Raw genomic sequence first — 16,570 nt, 5'->3', positions numbered from 1 at the left:
ATTTAAACGCGAGCGACTAGAATTTTTGTTCCGGGGCGGCGACGAGTGGTTAATTCTTAGAGGTAATTTCTAATGCTAGCGTATTTACGCTACCTAACTGCACGTCGCCGAGAAGCATCCTCAAACACATAGATTGTTAGGTAGTGAGTTAGAGTGCCACGATCTTCACAGTTCCAGACCGCGCCGCTGTCAATTGCCGCAACGGAGCGTGAATTCTCCCGCACCGAAACTCGATAGGGCTGAGTCTGGTAATGCCCGATGGCCGAGATTCAGGTCGTCCTCTGAGACTGCCAGGAGCGCACAGCGCGAGACCGTACGCCGGGAGCCTAGGCGAGGGCGGTCCCCGTCCCGGCCCGCGTCCCGGCCCGAACGCCATGCCGCCGCGTCCGGGTTCCCCGGCCGCTGGTCGCCCCGGCGGTCCGGGCCAGGGTCAGGGCCCCGGTGCCCGGCCGGGCGGTCGTCCGCCGGCGCGCGGCGCCGGTAACAACCCGTTCGGCATCCAGGGCGGCCAGCAGCAGCGGCCCCCGGCCGCCGGTGCGGGCGGTCCCCGTCCCAGCCCGGCCGGCATGCCGCCGCGGCCCAGCCCGGCGTCGATGCCGCCGCGGCCGAGCCCGGCCTCGATGCCGAGCCAGCGTCCGACCACCGGCCGTCCCGGCGGCCCCGGTGGCGGTCGTGGCGGACCCGGTGGTGGCGCCGGTCGTCCCGGCGGCGGTGGCGGTGGCTACCGCGGTGGACCCGGTGGTGGCGGCGGTGGCGGTGGCTACCGCGGCGGTCCCGGTGGTGGCGGCGGTGGCGGTGGCTACCGCGGCGGTCCCGGCGGCGGTGGCGGTGCTCCCGGCGGTGGTTTCCGTCCGGGTGGTCCGGTCGGCGGCGGTGGCCGTCCCGGTGGCGGCGGTCGTGGCCGTGGCGGTGGCGCTGCGGGTGCCTTCGGGCGTCCGGGTGGTCGCCCGACCCGCGGTCGCAAGTCCAAGAAGCAGCGCAGACAGGAGTTCGACAACCTGTCGGCCCCGACCATGTCCTCGGGCGCGCCCCGCGGTCAGGGTCAGGTCGTCCGGTTGTCCCGTGGCGCCTCGCTGTCGGACTTCGCCGACAAGATCAACGCCAACCCGGGTTCGCTGGTCCAGGAGATGTTCAACCTGGGCGAGATGGTGACGGCGACCCAGTCGTGCTCCGACGAGACCCTGCAGTTGCTGGGTGAGCACCTCGGCTTCGACGTGCAGATCGTCAGCCCGGAGGACGAGGACCGCGAGCTGCTCGCGCAGTTCAACATCGACCTCGACGCCGAGGTCGCGGCGGACCGCCTGGTCAGCCGTGCGCCGGTCGTGACCGTCATGGGTCACGTCGACCACGGTAAGACCAAGCTGCTCGACGCGATCCGCAAGGCGAACGTGGTGGCCGGCGAGGCGGGTGGCATCACCCAGCACATCGGCGCCTACCAGGTCCACGTCCCGCACGAGGGCGAGGACCGCGCGGTGACGTTCATCGACACCCCGGGTCACGAGGCGTTCACCGCCATGCGTGCCCGTGGCGCCCAGGTCACGGACATCGTGATCCTGGTGGTGGCGGCGGACGACGGCGTGATGCCGCAGACCATCGAGGCGCTCAACCACGCCAAGGCGGCGGACGTGCCGATCGTGGTCGCGGTCAACAAGGTCGACAAGCCCGAGGCGAACCCGGACAAGGTCCGCCAGCAGCTGACCGAGTACGGCCTGGTCGCCGAGGAGTACGGCGGCGACACCATGTTCGTCAACGTGGCGGCCAAGCCCGGCATCGGCATCGAGGAACTGCTCGAGGCCGTGCTGCTGACCGCCGACGCGTCGCTGGAGCTGACCGCTCCGATCGACGGGCCGGCGCAGGGTGTCGCGATCGAGGCGCACCTGGACAAGGGCCGTGGCGCGGTGGCGACCGTGCTGGTGCAGAAGGGCACCCTGCGTGCCGGTGACTCGATCGTCGCCGGTGGGGCGCACGGCCGCGTGCGGGCCATGCTGGACGAGAACGGCAAGCCGGTCGACGAGGCCGGTCCGGCGCGTCCGGTCATGGTGCTGGGTCTGACCACGGTGCCGGGTGCGGGTGACACCTTCCTGGCCGCCGAGGACGACCGCACCGTGCGGCAGATCGCCGAGCAGCGGCAGGCGCGGAGGCGGGCGGCGTCGTTCGCCAACTCCCGTGGCCGGGCCACCCTCGAGACGCTCATGGAGCAGCTCAAGGAGGGCGAGAAGACCTCGCTCAACCTGGTGCTCAAGGGCGACGTCTCCGGTTCCGTGGAGGCGCTCGAGGACGCGCTGTTCAACCTCGACATCCCGGAGGAGGTCCAGCTTCGGATCATCCACCGGGGCGTGGGCGCGATCACCGAGAGCGACGTCATGCTCGCGAGCGCCTCGTCCGAGGCGGTCACGATCATCGGCTTCAACGTGCGGGCCTCGAACAAGGTCCGCGAGATGGCCGACCGCGAGGGCGTGGAGATCCGGTACTACACGGTCATCTACCAGGCCATCGAGGAGATCGACGCCGCGCTCAAGGGTCTGCTCAAGCCGGAGTACGAGGAGGTCGAGCTGGGCACCGCGGAGATCCGCGACGTCTTCCGCTCGTCCAAGATCGGCAACATCTCCGGCTGTATCGTCCGGTCCGGCCTCATCCGCCGCAACGCCAAGGCGCGGCTGCTGCGGGACGGTGCGGTCGTGGCGGACAACCTCACGATCAGCTCCTTGAAGCGGTTCAAGGACGACGCGACCGAGGTCCGCGAGGGCTTCGAGTGTGGTCTGACGCTGGGCGGCTACAACAACGTCCAGGTCGGCGACGTCATCGAGACGTTCGAGATGCGCGAGAAGCCGCGCGCCTGAGTTCCACACGTACGACCGGTCGGCGGCCGGGGCCTTCGGGCCCCGGCCGTCGCCGTTTCCGCAGGCTGCGACAATCTGCGGCGTGATCCGGTACGCGCTGCTCCTCGCCCCCTCCGCCAACCGCGTCTACGCCGACGCGGCGGCCCGGCTGGCCCGCGCCGAACTGGCCGTGTTCGCCGGCTCCGGCGTGCTCGACGTGGTGCCGGGCGACGCCGAGGTCACCCGGATCGGCGGGGTGGAATACCTGACGTTCACCGCCCCCGAACCCGGACTCGGCGAGCGGGACCTGGCCCACCTGGCGAACCTGTCGGCGGCGTACGCGCTGTTCGAGCGGGTCGGTGACGACCTGCTGCGGCCGGTGCCGCTGCGCCCGCTGGCCCGGTACGACTCCGACCTGATCACCATCCCCAAGTACGCCGGCAAGACCAACGAGCAGTTCACCCGGCTGCTGCTCAACGTCACAGTGCTCGCCTCCGCCGCCGCGCCGCGGATGCTGGACGGGCCGGTGGTGGTGCTGGACCCGCTCTGCGGCCGGGGCACCACGCTCAACCAGGCGCTGATGTACGGCTACGACGGCATCGGGGTCGAGCGCGACAGCAAGGACGTCGACGCGTACGCGACGTTCCTGCGTACCTGGCTGCGCCGAAAGCGGCTCAAGCACACCACCGAGTCGACGTCGGTGCGCCGGGACCGCAAGCTGGTGGCCCGCCGGTTCGAGGCGGTGCTCGCGCCGTCGCGGGACGAGCACCGGGCCGGGGCCACCCAGCGGGTCACCGTGCTGAACACAGACACCACCCGGGCCCGCGAGGCGCTGCGCCCCCGCTGCGCCGACGTGATCGTGACCGACGCGCCGTACGGGGTGGCGCACGGCAGCCGTACCGATCAGGGGTTGTCCCGCAGCCCGCTGGAGCTGCTCACCGCGGCCGTGCCGGTGTGGCGGGAGCTGCTGCGCCCCGGTGGCGCGCTCGGGCTGTCCTGGAACACCCACGTGGCGCCGCGGGCGCAGGCGGAGGCGGTGCTGGCCGACTCCGGGCTGCGCGTGCTCGACGGCCCCGGCTTCGGTGACTTCGCCCACCGGGTCGACCAGGCGATCGAGCGGGACGTGCTGGTGGCGGTCGCGCCTTAATCGCGTGCCGGGGTGCGCCACCCGGCGTACCGTTGCTCGCCGTGTATACCGGAACCGCACTGTTCGACCTGTTGCTCCCGGGTGACTCCCGGTCCCTGAAGGCCAAGCGGTCCTACGTCCGGCCGATCGTCGCCGCGCTGCGCAAGTTCGAGGTCTCCGCCGCCGAGGTGGGGGCGCTCGACCTGCACGGCCGGGCCGAGATCGGGGTGGCGGTGGTGGCCGCCGAGCCGGCCCACGTCCGCGAGGTGCTCGACTCCTGTGAGCGGCTGGTCGCCGCCCGCCCGGAGACCGAACTGCTGTCGGTGCGCCGTCGCCTGCACGGCGAGGACGACTGACGGCGCGTCGCGCGGTACTCCGCCCGTGCCGCGTGAGGTCCGGTGGGACGCGGGTAGTGTTCTTCAGCGTTGGGCGGTCGGACCCGGCGGCGCCCACGCGCCCGCCGTCTCCGGCCGACGGCCCGGGTCGCACGGTGACCCGGCGCCGTCATCGGTACAGGTGATCCCGGAGGTGGGGGACATGACGGATCAGGCAAAGGTTCGCCGGCACGCGGAGCGTATCCGGGAACTCGTCGCGTCGGTGGTGCGCAGCCAGATCAAGGACCCCCGGCTCGGCATGATCACGATCACCGACGCCCGGATCACCGCCGACCTGCGCGACGCCACCGTCTTCTACACGGTGCTCGGTGACGCGGCGGCCCAGGCGAGCACCGCCGCCGCGCTGGAGAGCGCCAAGGGCATGCTGCGCAGCACCGTCGGCAAGGCCCTCGGGCTGCGGCACTCGCCGACGCTGACCTTCGTCCTCGACGACGTGCAGGACCAGGTCAAGCACATCGACGACCTGCTCGCCGCAGCGCGTACCGCCGACGCCGAGGTGCAGCGGCTGGCCGCCAAGTCCTCGTACGCGGGCGACGCCCAGCCGTACCGGGTCGAGGACGACGAGGACGCCGCGGACGACGAGCCGGCCGCCGACGACGAGCCGCGCGAGGGCGACCGCCGGTGACCGAGGTCGCCGTCGCGGGTGGCCTGCCGGCCGGCCCGGCCGAATCGGAGTGGGCGGCGGCCGTCGCGGCGGTACGCGACCTTCCCGCCGACGCGCGGGTGCTGCTGATCTGCCACGTGAACCCGGACGGGGACGCGCTGGGCAGCATGCTCGGCTTCGGGCTGGGTCTGCGGCGGCTCGGCGTACGCGATCTCCAGGCGACCTTCCCCGGCCCGCCGGAGGTGCCCGAGCCGTTCCGCTGGATGCCCGGCGTGGAGCTGCTGGTGCCGCAGGACGACACGTACCCCGATCCGGATCTGGTGATCTGCTTCGACGCGGCGAGCGAGTCGCGGCTGGGTGACCTGGTGGTCCGGCTGGACACGGCGGGCACCTCGCTGGTGCTCGACCACCACGCCTCGAACACCGGCTTCGGCCGGATCAACCTGGTCGACCCGCACGCCGCCGCCACCTCGGTGGTCGCGCTGGAGTTGCTGGACCGGCTCGGGGCGACGCTCGACGCGGAGGTGGCGACCGGGCTCTACGTCGCGCTGACCACCGACACCGGCTCGTTCCGCTTCGAGGCGACCACGCCTGCCGTGCACCGCATGGCGGCGCGTCTGCTGGCCACCGGCATCCGGCCCGGCGACATCTCCCGGCGGGTGTTCGACACCCGCCCGTTCGGCGCCGTCCGCCTGTTCGGCGAGGTACTCGGCCGGGCCACGCTGGAACCGGCGGCCGCCGCCGGGCACGGGCTCGTCTGGACGTACGCGACCCGCGAGGACCTGGTCCGGCACGACCAGCCGGCGTACGTGCTGGAGGCGCTCATCGACTCGGTGCGGTGCACCGAGGAGGCGGACGTGAGCTGCGTGATCAAGCAGGCGGGCGAGGCCGAGTGGGCGGTGTCGCTGCGCAGCAAGGGCGCGGTGGACGTGAGCGCGGTGGCGGTGGCGCTGGGCGGTGGCGGGCACCGGTTCGCGGCCGGCTTCACCGGGCGGGGCGCGCTCGACGAGCTGGTCGGACGGATCCGGGCCGAACTCGCTACCGCAACGCTGGTAGCCCCCTAAAAGCGGAATTGTGCCGATATTTCTGCCGGGCCGAGGCGCGGCGATGATCGGAAGTGTGAGCTGATCGGCGGCTTTTCCAGGGATTACGAGGCGTGCCAGCCTTTCCGCCGTGCGTGACGCTGGGGACAATCGGGTGATGGATCATCCCCGTGAGCTCACCGTCGAGGCGCCCCGGGCCTGGGACCGGCCGGTCGTCTCCGTGCCGGTGCTGATCTGCTTGTCCCTGGTCGGCGGTCAACTTCCGTCCTTCTCGACCGCGGCCAACCTCTACATCCTCACCACCGGCGGAGGGTTGATCTGGGTCGGCCTGAGCAACCGGGTGCCCCGGCGTCCGGCGCCCCGCCGGCTGCCGTCGGTCGCGCTCTGGTGGCTGGTGCCGGTGACCGTCTTCGGGGTCTTCGAGGGGGCGACGTTCATGGCGGCGGCGGGTGACGACTTCCCCACCCTCTCCCGGCTGGCCGATCCGCTGCTGGAGGACAGCGTGATCCGTTCGGCGGCCTGGTTCGCGTGGCTGTCCACGTTCTGGGGACTGGTGCGCCGATGATGCGGGCACTGGCGATCGGCGGGTTTCTGGTCTCGCTCGTGCTGTTCGCGGTCGTCGAATGGGTGGCGCGCCGGGAGGGCTCGCGGGTCCCGTCGCTGGCCGACGTCTGCGCCTTCGTGATGCGGTACGAGGTGGGCCCGGTGCCGGTCGGGCGGATCGGCCTGTTCGGTTTCTGGTGGTGGCTGGGCTGGCACTTCCTGGCCCGCTGACACGGCCGGCCGAGCCGGACGACGAGGTTGATCTTTCCGCATTTCGGGAACTGTGGGCAGCATCTGGAAAGTGAACGTTAATTTGGGTGAGGGCCGGCGCTTCGCGGCGCTGGTCACGGGCGGTGCTGCCGCACCCGGCCTCGCCTCCCTCCAGGGTCAGACCGACCCGGGCTCACGCTGCCAGGCGAGCCGCTCCGGTGATCCCGGACCGCAGCCGGGCGCCCGTAGGGCCGCCGTGTCCGGCGGACCGCACCCTGGAAGGACCTCAGATGCCCAGCAAGCGCAAGCCGCAGACCGAGACCACCACCGACGAGGCGCGCGAGCAGATGCGCCGCGCGCTGCAGACCTCGATGGACACCCGTCAGTGACGTACGCCGTCCGGCGGTGACGCCGGCCGGGCCGCACCCGTGGCCCGACGCCGACGTCACCGCCGCTCGGGACCGACCGCCGTGCCGGACGGCGCTACCGTCACCCGGTGCGACGCATCCTGGTCGTCGGCGCCTCCGGCGCCGGCAAGAGCACGCTCGCCGGTGAACTGGCCCGGCGACTCGACCTTCCGCTGATCCACCTCGACCGGCACTACTGGCGCCCCGGCTGGACCGCACCGGCCCCGGCCGACTTCCGCGCCGAGGTGGCAGCGCTCGCCGCCCGCCCGGCCTGGGTGATGGACGGCAACTACGCGAGCACGCTCGACCTCCGGCTGCCCCGCGCCGACCTGCTGGTGCTCTGCGACACCTCCCGGCTGCGCTGCCTGGTCCGGATCGTCCGCCGCCGGTGGGCACATCGCGCCGCGCCCCGCGCCGACCTGCCCGAGGGCTGCCCGGAGCGGCTCGATCTCGACTTCCTGCTCTACGTCTGGCGTTACCCCCGCGACTCCCGGCCCCGGGTGCTGGCCGCGCTGGTCGAGCACGCCCCCGGGCTGCCGGTGCGCCGTCTGCGCGGGCGCCGTGACACGGCGCGGTTCCTGGCCGACGTAAGTAAGTAGCCCCCCGCCTTGCGGACCTTACCGGGAGCGTGCCAGGATCGGCGTCGATGAGCACGACTGCCGCCCCCGCCACCGCCGCCACACCCCGGCGGATCGCCACGCTCGCGCTGCCCGCCCTCGTGGTGCTGGCCGCCGAGCCGCTCTACGTCCTGGTCGACACCGCAGTGGTGGGTCACCTCGGGCGGGTGCCGCTGGCCGCGCTCGCCGTCGGCGGCACCGTCATGACGCTCACCGCCTGGGTCGGCACCGTCGTCGCGTACGGCACCACCGGGCGCTCGGCCCGCCGCTTCGGGGCGGGGGACCGGGCCGCCGCGGTGGCCGAGGGCGTGCAGGCGTCCTGGCTCGCGCTGGCCACCGGAGTGCTGGTGGCGGTCGCCATCGGCATCGGCGGGGGCGCGCTGGCGCGTACCCTCGTCGGCGGCCCCGGCGAGGTGGCCGACGCCGCCGCCGGATGGCTGCGGGTCGCGGCGCTCGGCGCGCCCGGCCTGCTGCTCGCCGCCGCCGGCAACGGCTGGCTGCGCGGCATCCAGGACACCCGCCGGCCGCTGCTGTTCGTGCTCGGCCCCAACCTGCTCTCCGCGGTGCTCTGCCCGCTGCTGGTCTATCCGGCCGGGCTCGGGCTGGTCGGCTCGGCGGTGGCGAAACGCGATCGCGCAGACGCTCTCCGGCGTCCTGTTCGCGGCCGCGCTGGTGCGCGAGCGGGTCTCGCTGCGGCCCCGGCCCCGGGTGATCGGTCAGCAGCTCGTGCTCAGCCGGGACCTGCTGGTGCGCGGTGTCGCGTTCCAGGCCAGCTTCCTGTCCGCGACCGCCGTCGCGGCCCGATTCGGCGCCGCCGCGGTGGGCGCGCACCAGATCGCCCTGCAACTGTGGTTCTTCACCGTGCTGGTGCTCGACGCGCTGGACATCGCCGCGCAGTCGCTGGTCGGCGCCGCGCTGGGCGGCGGCGACGCGGCCGGCGCGCGGTTCCTGGCCCGCCGCGTCGCGCTGCTCGGCGGGCTGTGCGGCGTGGCCTTCGCGGTGCTGATCGCCGCCGGCGCCGGCGTCGTGCCGTCGTGGTTCAGCTCCGATCCGCAGGTACGCGAGCAGGCCATGACGGCCTGGCCCTGGTTCGTCGCGCTCCAGCCGATCGGCGGCGTGGTGTTCGCGCTCGACGGGGTGCTGATCGGCGCGGGCGACGTGCGCTACCTGCGCAACCTCACCATCGTGTGCGCGTTCGGCGGGTTCCTGCCGGCGATCTGGCTGGCGTACGGGCTGGAACTCGGGCTGGGCGGGATCTGGGCCGGGCTGACGCTGTTCGTGGTGCTGCGGCTGGCCGGCCTGCTGCTGCGGATGCGCTCGGGCGCGTGGGCGGTGGTCGGCGCGGTCCGCTGACGCCGGGTCAGCAGGGCTGGAACGAGCCGGGACCGCCCATCCACGGCTCGACCACGAAGAAGCCCTCGTCCAGCCGGGCGCAGTCGACGTTGTTCGTGCTCGCCTGCGCGGAGACGAGCCAGAGCCCGCGCTTCGCCGCCGGCAACCCTTCGGGGTGGGGGACCTCCCAGACGACCCGGTCACGGATGGCGGCGATCCCGGCCCGGCCCGGTGTCGTCCGCGGCACGTCGAACGCGTACATCCAGACGTACTCTGTGGTGATCCGCAGGATCGGCCGGCCGTCGTCGCCGGTGACGGCCCGGTAGCGCATCTCACCCCGGACCCGGATCTCGTCCGCGCTGTCCTGCGAGCCGATCCGGGTGGCGTAGTTCACGAACGACAAGTCCTCGAAGTCGGTACGCAGCTGAGCGCGCGCGGCCGGCGCCAGCAGCGCCAGGAACGGCTCCGTGTCGCCGAGGATCATGGACAGGTCGAGCCGGGCCTGGACCAGCGCGGCCCGGACCCGGGTCAGCGCCGCGGCCACCTCGCGGGCGGTGAACGGCGGCCGCGCCGTGGCCTCCGGCAGGACGATCCCGGCCTCACCCACCGCGAAGTCCGCGCCGATGGTCCCCGCGAACAGGTCGCGCGGCTCGCCCACCCGGCTGAGCGGCACCGGCGACGGGCTGGCCTCGGCCGACGCCGCGGCGGCGGTGCCGGACCGCACCCGGTCCACGGTGACCCGGCCGAGCACGACAGTGCCGCCGATCAGCGCCAGCGCCAGCACCACCACGAAGGCGACGCGGCGCTTGCCGCGCTGCCGCGACCAGACCATGCGGAAGCGCTCGCCGCGGGTCAGCGGGACGTCCGCGTCCGCTCCGGTCATCCAGCTCGGCAGCTGGATCTCCGCGCCCCGGGAGGCGACGGCGTAGGGATCCGGCTCGGGCGGCGTGGTTCCGTCTTCGGTGCTCATGCGGCGTTCCAGAGGGGTGCAGGGCCAGGGGGCGCATGATCATTGCACTCCGCCGCCGATCCCGCTGTCCCGTTTCCGTGCCGGTCAGATCCGCCCCTGCCGGATCGCCCACCCGAGGTAGAGCGTGCCGACGACCAGCAGCGTCGCGGTCACCAGGACGAACACGAACGACCCGATCGCGGCCATCGTGGGGTGCCGCTCGCCGAACCGGGTCCGGCCCTGCCAGGCCCACATCCGGTGGCGCGCCGCCGCCAGCGCCGGCACACCGTCGACCAGGCCGGACAGGCGGCGGCCGAGCGTACGGCGGGGCGGCTCCGGATTGCGCATCCAGTCCGGCAGGTCGACCCGGGCGCGGTGCGGTGGCGGGGCGTCGCTCATCGGGGGCTCCTGCCGCGGGGTGGCGTGGTGAGGTGGGCGGGTCAGCAGGTGTCCGGCAGGTCGACCGTCTTGTCCGGGTCGAAGACCGCGTCCGGGTCCGGGTCGGCCGGACCGGCGAGCGAGGGCCGGCCCAGCGCGAGCAGCCCCTTGTCCAGCGCGACGCAGTCGATGTTGGAGGCGTACGAGTCGGCCCGCTCGATCCACAGCCCGGCGGAGGCGGTGGTCACGTCGGCCGGGTGCGGCATGCTCCACTTCACCGTGTCGTGGACCACCACCACGCCGGCGCCCGGGGCGGGGCGGGTGGTAGAGAACGCGTACGCCCAGACGAAGTTCGTGGTCACCTCCAGGATGCGGATGCCGTCCCGGTCCTTCGTCGCCCGGTAGCTGATCCGGCCCTTGACCCGGGGCTCGTCGTCGGTGAGCCGGGCGCCGGGGGCGAGCCGGGTCGAGTAGGTGCCCGCCTCGCCGGTGGGGAAGTCGTCGCGTACGCCGGCCCGCGCGTCCGGGGCGAACTGGCGGACCAGCCGCTCCGGGTCCTTCGCGGTGAAGAACGTGCGGTCCAGCCGGGCGGTGATCAGCGCCTTGCGTACCTTGGCCAGCGTGTCTGCCACCTGCTTCTCGGTGAACGCGCCGGTCCGCTTGGCCCGGGGCAGCGCGATCCCGGCCGTGCCCTCGGGGAAGCCGGCTGCCGGGGTGCCGTCGAAGGGGCCGGCGGCCGGTGGCGGCGAGGCCGACGAGGACGCCTGCTCACCGACCGGCAGGCTCACCGTGGGGTGTTCGGCGGGCGGCTCCCGCCAGCGCTGGAAGCCCTGGTAGCCGAGGCCGCCGACGAGCCCGAAGAACGCGAGCAGCGCCAGCACGACCACGCCGCCGAGCAGCTTGCCGGAGTGCCCGCCGAGCGCGATCCGCAGGCGGTCGCCGCGGCCCGGCTCGACCTCGGGCGCGGGCTGGCGCAGCCACTCGGGTACCCGTCCCAGCGTGTCCTCCGACGGGCGATCGGTGGCGTGGGGATCGGGGACGGAACGGTGATCGGTCATCGGACTTCCCGGGCAGACGGGGCGGGGGCGCACGATCTTGACACCCCGCCGAAGCAGGGCGGTATCCCCCGCAGGGAGGATCGGCGCCGTCTGGCAGGCTTGGCGGTCGTGAGCACAGACGGTCTGATCGTGGTCGACAAGCCCGGCGGCATGACGTCGCACGACGTCGTGGCCCGGATCCGCCGGCTGGCCCGTACCCGCCGGGTGGGGCACGGCGGCACGCTGGACCCGATGGCCACCGGCGTGCTGGTGATCGGGGTGGGCCGGGCGACCCGGCTGCTCACGTACGTGATCGGCGCCGGCAAGAGCTACGCCGCGACGATCCGGCTGGGGCAGGCCACCGTCACCGACGACGCCGAGGGCGAGGTGGTCGCGACCACCCCGGCCGGCGCGGTCACCGACGACGGGGTACGCGCCGCGCTGGCCGCCCTCACCGGCGAGATCGACCAGGTGCCCAGCGCGGTCAGCGCCATCAAGATCAACGGCCAGCGGGCGTACAAGCGGGTCCGTGACGGCGAGACGGTCGAACTGCCCGCCCGCCGGGTCACCGTCTCCCGGCTGGACGTGCGGGACATCCGCCGGGACGCCCCGGACGTGGTGGACGTGGACGTGGACGTGACCTGCTCGTCCGGCACGTACATCAGGGCGCTGGCCCGTGACGCGGGGGCCGCGCTCGGCGTCGGCGGCCACCTCACCGCGCTGCGCCGCACCGCGGTGGGCGGGTTCACGCTCGCCGAGGCGGCCACGCTCGACCAGCTGGAGCAGCGCGCGCCCGACGTGGTGAACCTGCCGCTGGACGCCGCCGCCGCGCGGTTCTTCCCGCGCCGGGACGCCACCGCCGACGAGACCCGGGTGCTCTCCCACGGCGGGCCGCTGACCCCGGCCGGGATCACCGGGCCGTACGCGGTCTTCGACCCGGCGGGCGGGCTGATCGCTATCGTCAGCGAGCGGGACGGTCGGGCCCGCGCGGAGATCGTGCTGGCCCCGGCCTGAACGGCGCGCGGGCGGACAGGGGAGGAACGGCATGCAGCGGTGGCGGGGGTACGAGGCGGCGCCCGGCGGCTGGGGACGCTCAGTGGTCACCATCGGCGTCTTCGACGGCGTGCACCGGGGGCACCAGGCCACCATCGGGCACACCGTGGCGCGCGCCCGGGAGCTGGGCGTCAAGTCGGTGGTGGTGACGTTCGACCCGCACCCGGCCGAGGTGGTGCGCCCGGGCTCGCACCCGGCGGTGCTCACCGAGCCGGCGCGCAAGGCCGAGCTGATCGAGGCGCTCGGCGTGGACGTGCTCTGCGTGGTGCCGTTCACGGTCGAGTTCTCCCGGCTGCCACCCGAGGCGTTCGTGCACGACGTCCTGGTCGAGCACCTGCACGCCGCGCTCGTGGTGGTCGGCGACAACTTCCGGTTCGGGCACCGGGCGGCCGGGGACGTGCCGCTGCTGGAACGGCTCGGCCGCACCTTCGGCTTCGCCGTCGAGGGCGCGCCGCTGGTCGCCGAGGCGGGGACGGTCTTCTCCTCCACGTACATCAGGTCCTGCGTCGACGCGGGCGACGTGGGCGCGGCGGCGGCGGCGCTCGGCCGCCCGCACCGGGTCGAGGGCGTGGTGGTCCGCGGCGACCAGCGCGGACGTGAGCTGGGTTACCCCACCGCCAACCTGCTGACCCACAGGTACGCGGCGGTGCCCGCCGACGGCGTGTACGCGGCCCGCCTGGTGCGCCGCGACGGCGAACCGCTCGCGGCGGCCGTGTCGATCGGCACCAACCCGACGTTCTCCGGCCGGGAACGGCGGGTGGAGGCGTACGCGCTGGACTTCACCGGCGACCTGTACGGCGAGCGGCTGGCCCTGGACTTCGTGGCGCACCTGCGCGAGCAGCGGACGTACGACGCGATCGAGCCGCTGGTGGCCCAGATCGCCGAGGACGTGGAGCGCACCCGCCGGGCGGTGTCCTGACCCGCTCGGGCGACCTTGACCGGCCGTCCGGCCCGGGGGCTGGTAGGCTGGCGGAGACGTCGGCTGACCGACGGGGGCCTCGCGTGCCTGCACGACGCCGCGGGTGCGAGGAACCGGTCCGTTGCACCGGTCACCACGACCGCTCCGGACCTCATCGAATGACCCACGAAACAGGGAGAACATGGCGCTCGACCAGGAAGCCAAGGCCAAGATCCGCCAGGAGTACGCGACCGCCGAGGGCGACACCGGCTCGCCCGAGGTGCAGGTCGCGGTCCTGACCAAGCGGATCGCTGAGCTCACCGAGCACCTGAAGGTGCACAAGCACGACCACCACAGCCGCCGTGGGCTGCTGCTGCTGGTCGGCCGGCGCCGCCGGCTGCTGAACTACGTCCAGAAGAAGGACATCAACCGCTACCGGTCGCTCATCGAGCGGCTCGGCCTGCGCCGATGACCTGACGGGGGAGTGGCCGCCTGGCCGCTCCCCCGTTGCAGTACCACCGAAGAACCCGGCCGCGCGACACCCGAAGAGGGAGCCGGTCAGCACCGGTCTCCGGTAGTGGCCCCCGGGCATCCCGGCACGACGCCGGCCCACCCGGGCGCTTCGATCGAAGACCGGCCGCCTGAGCAGTTCCCGTGTCGTCGGCCGACGACGCGAAGGAGCACCACAGCACATGACCGAGACCAACCTCGGCACCGAATCCCGCACCGCGGTGATCGACAACGGGTCCTTCGGCACCCGTGAGATCACCTTCTCCACCGGCCGCCTGGCCCGCCAGGCCGCCGGCTCCGTCGTCGCCCAGCTCGGCGAGACGGTCGTCCTCTCCGCCACCACGGCCGGCAAGCAGCCGCGCGAGTCGTTCGACTTCTTCCCGCTGACCGTGGACGTCGAGGAGCGGATGTACGCCGCGGGCCGGATCCCCGGCTCGTTCTTCCGCCGCGAGGGCCGGCCCAGCGAGGACGCCATCCTCACCTGCCGGCTGATCGACCGGCCGCTGCGCCCGTCGTTCGTCAAGGGCCTGCGCAACGAGGTCCAGGTCGTCGAGACGGTGCTGGCGCTCGACCCGCAGCACCCGTACGACGTGGTGGCGATCAACGCCGCCTCGATGTCGACCAAGCTGTCCGGCCTGCCGTTCTCCGGCCCGATCGGCGCGACCCGGGTCGCGCACGTCGACGGCCAGTGGGTCGCCTTCCCGACCCTGGAGGAGCTGGAGCGGGCCACGTTCGACATGGTCGTGGCCGGCCGCACCCTGGCCGACGGCGAGGTCGCGATCATGATGGTCGAGGCCGAGGCCACCCCGAACGCGGTGACCCTGATCTCGGGCGGCGCCACCGCGCCGACCGAGGAGATCGTGGCCAGCGGCCTGGAGGCCGCCAAGCCGGCCATCCGCGAGCTGTGCCGGGCGCAGAGCGAGCTGGCCGAGGTGGCCGCCAAGCCGGTCGCCGAGTTCCCGATCTTCCTGGATTACCAGGACGACGCGTACGACGCGGTGGCCGAGGTGGCCCGCGCCGAGGTCGCCGAGGCGCTGAAGATCGCCGGCAAGGCCGACCGCGAGGAGGCCCTGGACCGGATCAAGGCCAAGGTCGCCGAGGAGCTGACCGGCCGCTTCGAGGGCCGCGAGAAGGAGCTGTCCGCCGCGTTCCGTTCGCTGACCAAGTCCGAGGTCCGCAACCGGGTGCTGCGCGAGCAGGTCCGCATCGACGGCCGCGGCCCGCGTGACATCCGCCCGCTGACCGCCGAGGTCGGCGTGCTGCCGCGGGTGCACGGCTCGGCGCTGTTCGAGCGCGGCGAGACCCAGATCCTGGGCGTCACCACGCTGAACATGCTGCGCATGGAGCAGATGGTGGACACGCTGTCCCCGGAGAACCGCAAGCGCTACATGCACAACTACAACTTCCCGCCGTACTCGACCGGTGAGACCGGCCGGGTCGGCTCGCCGAAGCGGCGCGAGATCGGCCACGGCGCGCTCGCCGAGCGGGCGCTGATCCCAGTGCTGCCCTCGCGCGAGGAGTTCCCGTACGCCATCCGGCAGGTCTCCGAGGCGCTCGGCTCCAACGGCTCCACCTCGATGGGTTCGGTCTGCGCCTCGACGCTGGGCCTGCTCTCCGCCGGTGTGCCGCTGAAGGCGCCGGTCGCCGGCATCGCCATGGGCCTCATCTCCGACGAGGTCGACGGCAAGACCCAGTACGTGACGCTGACCGACATCCTCGGCGCCGAGGACGCGTTCGGCGACATGGACTTCAAGGTCGCCGGCACCCGTGACTTCGTCACCGCGCTCCAGCTCGACACCAAGCTCGACGGCATCCCGTCGGACGTGCTGGCCGCCGCGCTGCAGCAGGCGCACGAGGCCCGGCAGACCATCCTCGACGTGATGCAGCGGGCCATCGAGGCGCCGGCCGAGATGTCGGACTACGCGCCGCGGGTCACCACCGTGAAGATCCCGGTCGACAAGATCGGCATGGTGATCGGCCCGAAGGGCCAGACCATCAACGCGATCCAGGACGAGACCGGCGCCGAGATCTCCATCGAGGACGACGGCACGATCTACGTCGGCGCCACAAACGGGCCGGCGGCCCAGGCCGCGGTGGACCGGATCAACGGCATCGCCAACCCGACGCTGCCCAAGGTCGGCGAGCGGTTCCTCGGCACCGTGGTGAAGACCGCCGCGTTCGGCGCCTTCATCTCGCTGCTGCCGGGCCGCGACGGCCTGCTGCACATCTCCAAGGTGGGCGACGGCAAGCGGGTCGAGAAGGTCGAGGACTTCCTCAACGTCGGCGACAAGGTCGAGGTGGAGATCGCGGACATCGACGCCCGCGGCAAGATCTACCTGGACAAGATCCGTCCGGAGGGCGCCGAGGCGCCGGCCGCCGCCGAGGGTGGCGACCGTCCGTCGGGCCGGGACCGCGGCGGCGACCGCGGCCCGCGTGACCGGGGTGACCGGGGCGGCGACCGGGAGCGCGGCGAGCGCCGCTCCGAGGGCGGCGAGGGCGGCGGCGAGTCCCGTCCGCGTCGCCGGACCCGGCACAGCTGATCCACCGCCGGCCCGGGTGACGTCCGCGTCACCCGGGCCGGACCACGGCTCCAGGTCGCCTGCGCGAGCTGGAGCCGTCGTACGTCCCGCCGTCCCTCGTCATCCGGAG

The 16,570-nt window shown here is 73.2% G+C and carries 14 protein-coding genes and 2 pseudogenes; 13 read left to right on the top strand and 3 right to left on the bottom strand.

Going from position 1 to position 16,570, the window contains the following annotated elements; genetic code table 11:
• Positions 1-289 precede the first annotated feature (289 nt).
• The 9 genes and pseudogenes from infB to MCBG_RS12705 all read left to right on the top strand — a co-directional run.
• A pseudogene (gene infB, locus MCBG_RS12745) lies at positions 290-2,840 on the top strand (translation initiation factor IF-2); the annotation flags it as partial.
• An 82-nt stretch (positions 2,841-2,922) separates the two neighbouring features.
• Entirely contained in the window at positions 2,923-3,966 is a 1,044-nt protein-coding gene (locus MCBG_RS12740; protein WP_043325816.1) for a TRM11 family SAM-dependent methyltransferase, read from the top strand.
• Between the two features lie 41 nt (positions 3,967-4,007).
• A complete protein-coding gene (locus tag MCBG_RS12735) occupies positions 4,008-4,301 on the top strand; it encodes a DUF503 domain-containing protein (protein ID WP_043325814.1) in 294 nt (97 codons plus the stop codon).
• A gap of 181 nt (positions 4,302-4,482) precedes the next feature.
• Positions 4,483-4,965 (top strand): 30S ribosome-binding factor RbfA, encoded by a 483-nt coding sequence (gene rbfA / locus MCBG_RS12730; protein ID WP_043330546.1) that lies wholly within the window; start codon positions 4,483-4,485, stop codon positions 4,963-4,965.
• Positions 4,962-6,008 (top strand): DHH family phosphoesterase, encoded by a 1,047-nt coding sequence (locus tag MCBG_RS12725; RefSeq protein WP_043325813.1) that lies wholly within the window; start codon positions 4,962-4,964, stop codon positions 6,006-6,008. Before rbfA ends, MCBG_RS12725 begins: the two co-directional genes overlap by 4 nt.
• Before the next feature lie 136 nt (positions 6,009-6,144).
• Positions 6,145-6,552, top strand: coding sequence for a hypothetical protein (locus MCBG_RS12720; RefSeq protein ID WP_043325811.1), 408 nt, complete (start codon positions 6,145-6,147; stop codon positions 6,550-6,552).
• The gene (locus tag MCBG_RS12715; protein ID WP_176722875.1) at positions 6,552-6,761 is read left to right on the top strand and encodes a DUF6186 family protein; all 210 of its coding nucleotides are present in this window, start codon (positions 6,552-6,554) and stop codon (positions 6,759-6,761) included. Before MCBG_RS12720 ends, MCBG_RS12715 begins: the two co-directional genes overlap by 1 nt.
• A 475-nt stretch (positions 6,762-7,236) precedes the next feature.
• Entirely contained in the window at positions 7,237-7,746 is a 510-nt protein-coding gene (locus tag MCBG_RS12710) for a P-loop NTPase family protein (RefSeq protein ID WP_043325807.1), read from the top strand.
• A gap of 47 nt (positions 7,747-7,793) precedes the next feature.
• Positions 7,794-9,117, top strand: a pseudogene (locus tag MCBG_RS12705) (MATE family efflux transporter).
• Between the two features lie 7 nt (positions 9,118-9,124).
• Here the strand turns inward: MCBG_RS12705 and MCBG_RS12700 are convergent.
• From MCBG_RS12700 to MCBG_RS12690, 3 genes are all read right to left on the bottom strand, one after another.
• Positions 9,125-10,066: a hypothetical protein gene (locus MCBG_RS12700; RefSeq protein WP_043325806.1), complete on the bottom strand. Its 942-nt coding sequence runs from the start codon at positions 10,064-10,066 to the stop codon at positions 9,125-9,127.
• 84 nt (positions 10,067-10,150) lie between these two features.
• Positions 10,151-10,444 carry a hypothetical protein gene (locus MCBG_RS12695; protein ID WP_043325804.1) on the bottom strand — a complete coding sequence of 98 codons (294 nt, stop codon included), beginning with the start codon at positions 10,442-10,444 and terminating at the stop codon, positions 10,151-10,153.
• 41 nt (positions 10,445-10,485) lie between these two features.
• Entirely contained in the window at positions 10,486-11,481 is a 996-nt protein-coding gene (locus tag MCBG_RS12690; protein WP_043325802.1) for a hypothetical protein, read from the bottom strand.
• A 108-nt stretch (positions 11,482-11,589) separates the two neighbouring features.
• Here MCBG_RS12690 and truB point away from each other — a divergent pair, with 108 nt between their 5' ends.
• The 4 genes from truB (at position 11,590) to MCBG_RS12670 (ending at position 16,461) form a co-directional block, all read left to right on the top strand.
• Positions 11,590-12,474 (top strand): tRNA pseudouridine(55) synthase TruB, encoded by an 885-nt coding sequence (truB, locus tag MCBG_RS12685; protein ID WP_043330544.1) that lies wholly within the window; start codon positions 11,590-11,592, stop codon positions 12,472-12,474.
• A 31-nt stretch (positions 12,475-12,505) separates the two neighbouring features.
• Positions 12,506-13,432 (top strand): bifunctional riboflavin kinase/FAD synthetase, encoded by a 927-nt coding sequence (locus tag MCBG_RS12680; protein ID WP_030503409.1) that lies wholly within the window; start codon positions 12,506-12,508, stop codon positions 13,430-13,432.
• 181 nt (positions 13,433-13,613) lie between these two features.
• Positions 13,614-13,883, top strand: coding sequence for a 30S ribosomal protein S15 (gene rpsO, locus MCBG_RS12675; protein ID WP_013284678.1), 270 nt, complete (start codon positions 13,614-13,616; stop codon positions 13,881-13,883).
• Between the two features lie 220 nt (positions 13,884-14,103).
• Positions 14,104-16,461, top strand: coding sequence for a polyribonucleotide nucleotidyltransferase (locus tag MCBG_RS12670; RefSeq protein WP_043325800.1), 2,358 nt, complete (start codon positions 14,104-14,106; stop codon positions 16,459-16,461).
• The last annotated feature ends 109 nt before the right edge of the window (positions 16,462-16,570 follow it).

It is taken from the genome of Micromonospora sp. M42, from assembly GCF_000568915.1.
Taxonomy (GTDB): Bacteria; Actinomycetota; Actinomycetes; order Mycobacteriales; family Micromonosporaceae; genus Micromonospora; species Micromonospora chalcea.
The sequence above is the reverse complement of the archived record's forward strand: the minus strand, read 5'-3'. Positions and strand labels throughout refer to the sequence as shown.

What these genes read in the sequence shown, in the direction of transcription:
- MCBG_RS12700 (WP_043325806.1), bottom strand. Translation starts at nt 10,066, where the DNA reads ATGAGCACCGAAGACGGAACCACGCCGCCCGAGCCGGATCCCTACGCC.
- MCBG_RS12720 (WP_043325811.1), top strand. Translation starts at nt 6,145, where the DNA reads ATGGATCATCCCCGTGAGCTCACCGTCGAGGCGCCCCGGGCCTGGGAC.
- MCBG_RS12680 (WP_030503409.1), top strand. Translation starts at nt 12,506, where the DNA reads ATGCAGCGGTGGCGGGGGTACGAGGCGGCGCCCGGCGGCTGGGGACGC.
- MCBG_RS12690 (WP_043325802.1), bottom strand. Translation starts at nt 11,481, where the DNA reads ATGACCGATCACCGTTCCGTCCCCGATCCCCACGCCACCGATCGCCCG.
- MCBG_RS12715 (WP_176722875.1), top strand. Translation starts at nt 6,552, where the DNA reads ATGCGGGCACTGGCGATCGGCGGGTTTCTGGTCTCGCTCGTGCTGTTC.
- MCBG_RS12670 (WP_043325800.1), top strand. Translation starts at nt 14,104, where the DNA reads ATGACCGAGACCAACCTCGGCACCGAATCCCGCACCGCGGTGATCGAC.
- MCBG_RS12695 (WP_043325804.1), bottom strand. Translation starts at nt 10,444, where the DNA reads ATGAGCGACGCCCCGCCACCGCACCGCGCCCGGGTCGACCTGCCGGAC.
- rbfA (WP_043330546.1), top strand. Translation starts at nt 4,483, where the DNA reads ATGACGGATCAGGCAAAGGTTCGCCGGCACGCGGAGCGTATCCGGGAA.
- rpsO (WP_013284678.1), top strand. Translation starts at nt 13,614, where the DNA reads ATGGCGCTCGACCAGGAAGCCAAGGCCAAGATCCGCCAGGAGTACGCG.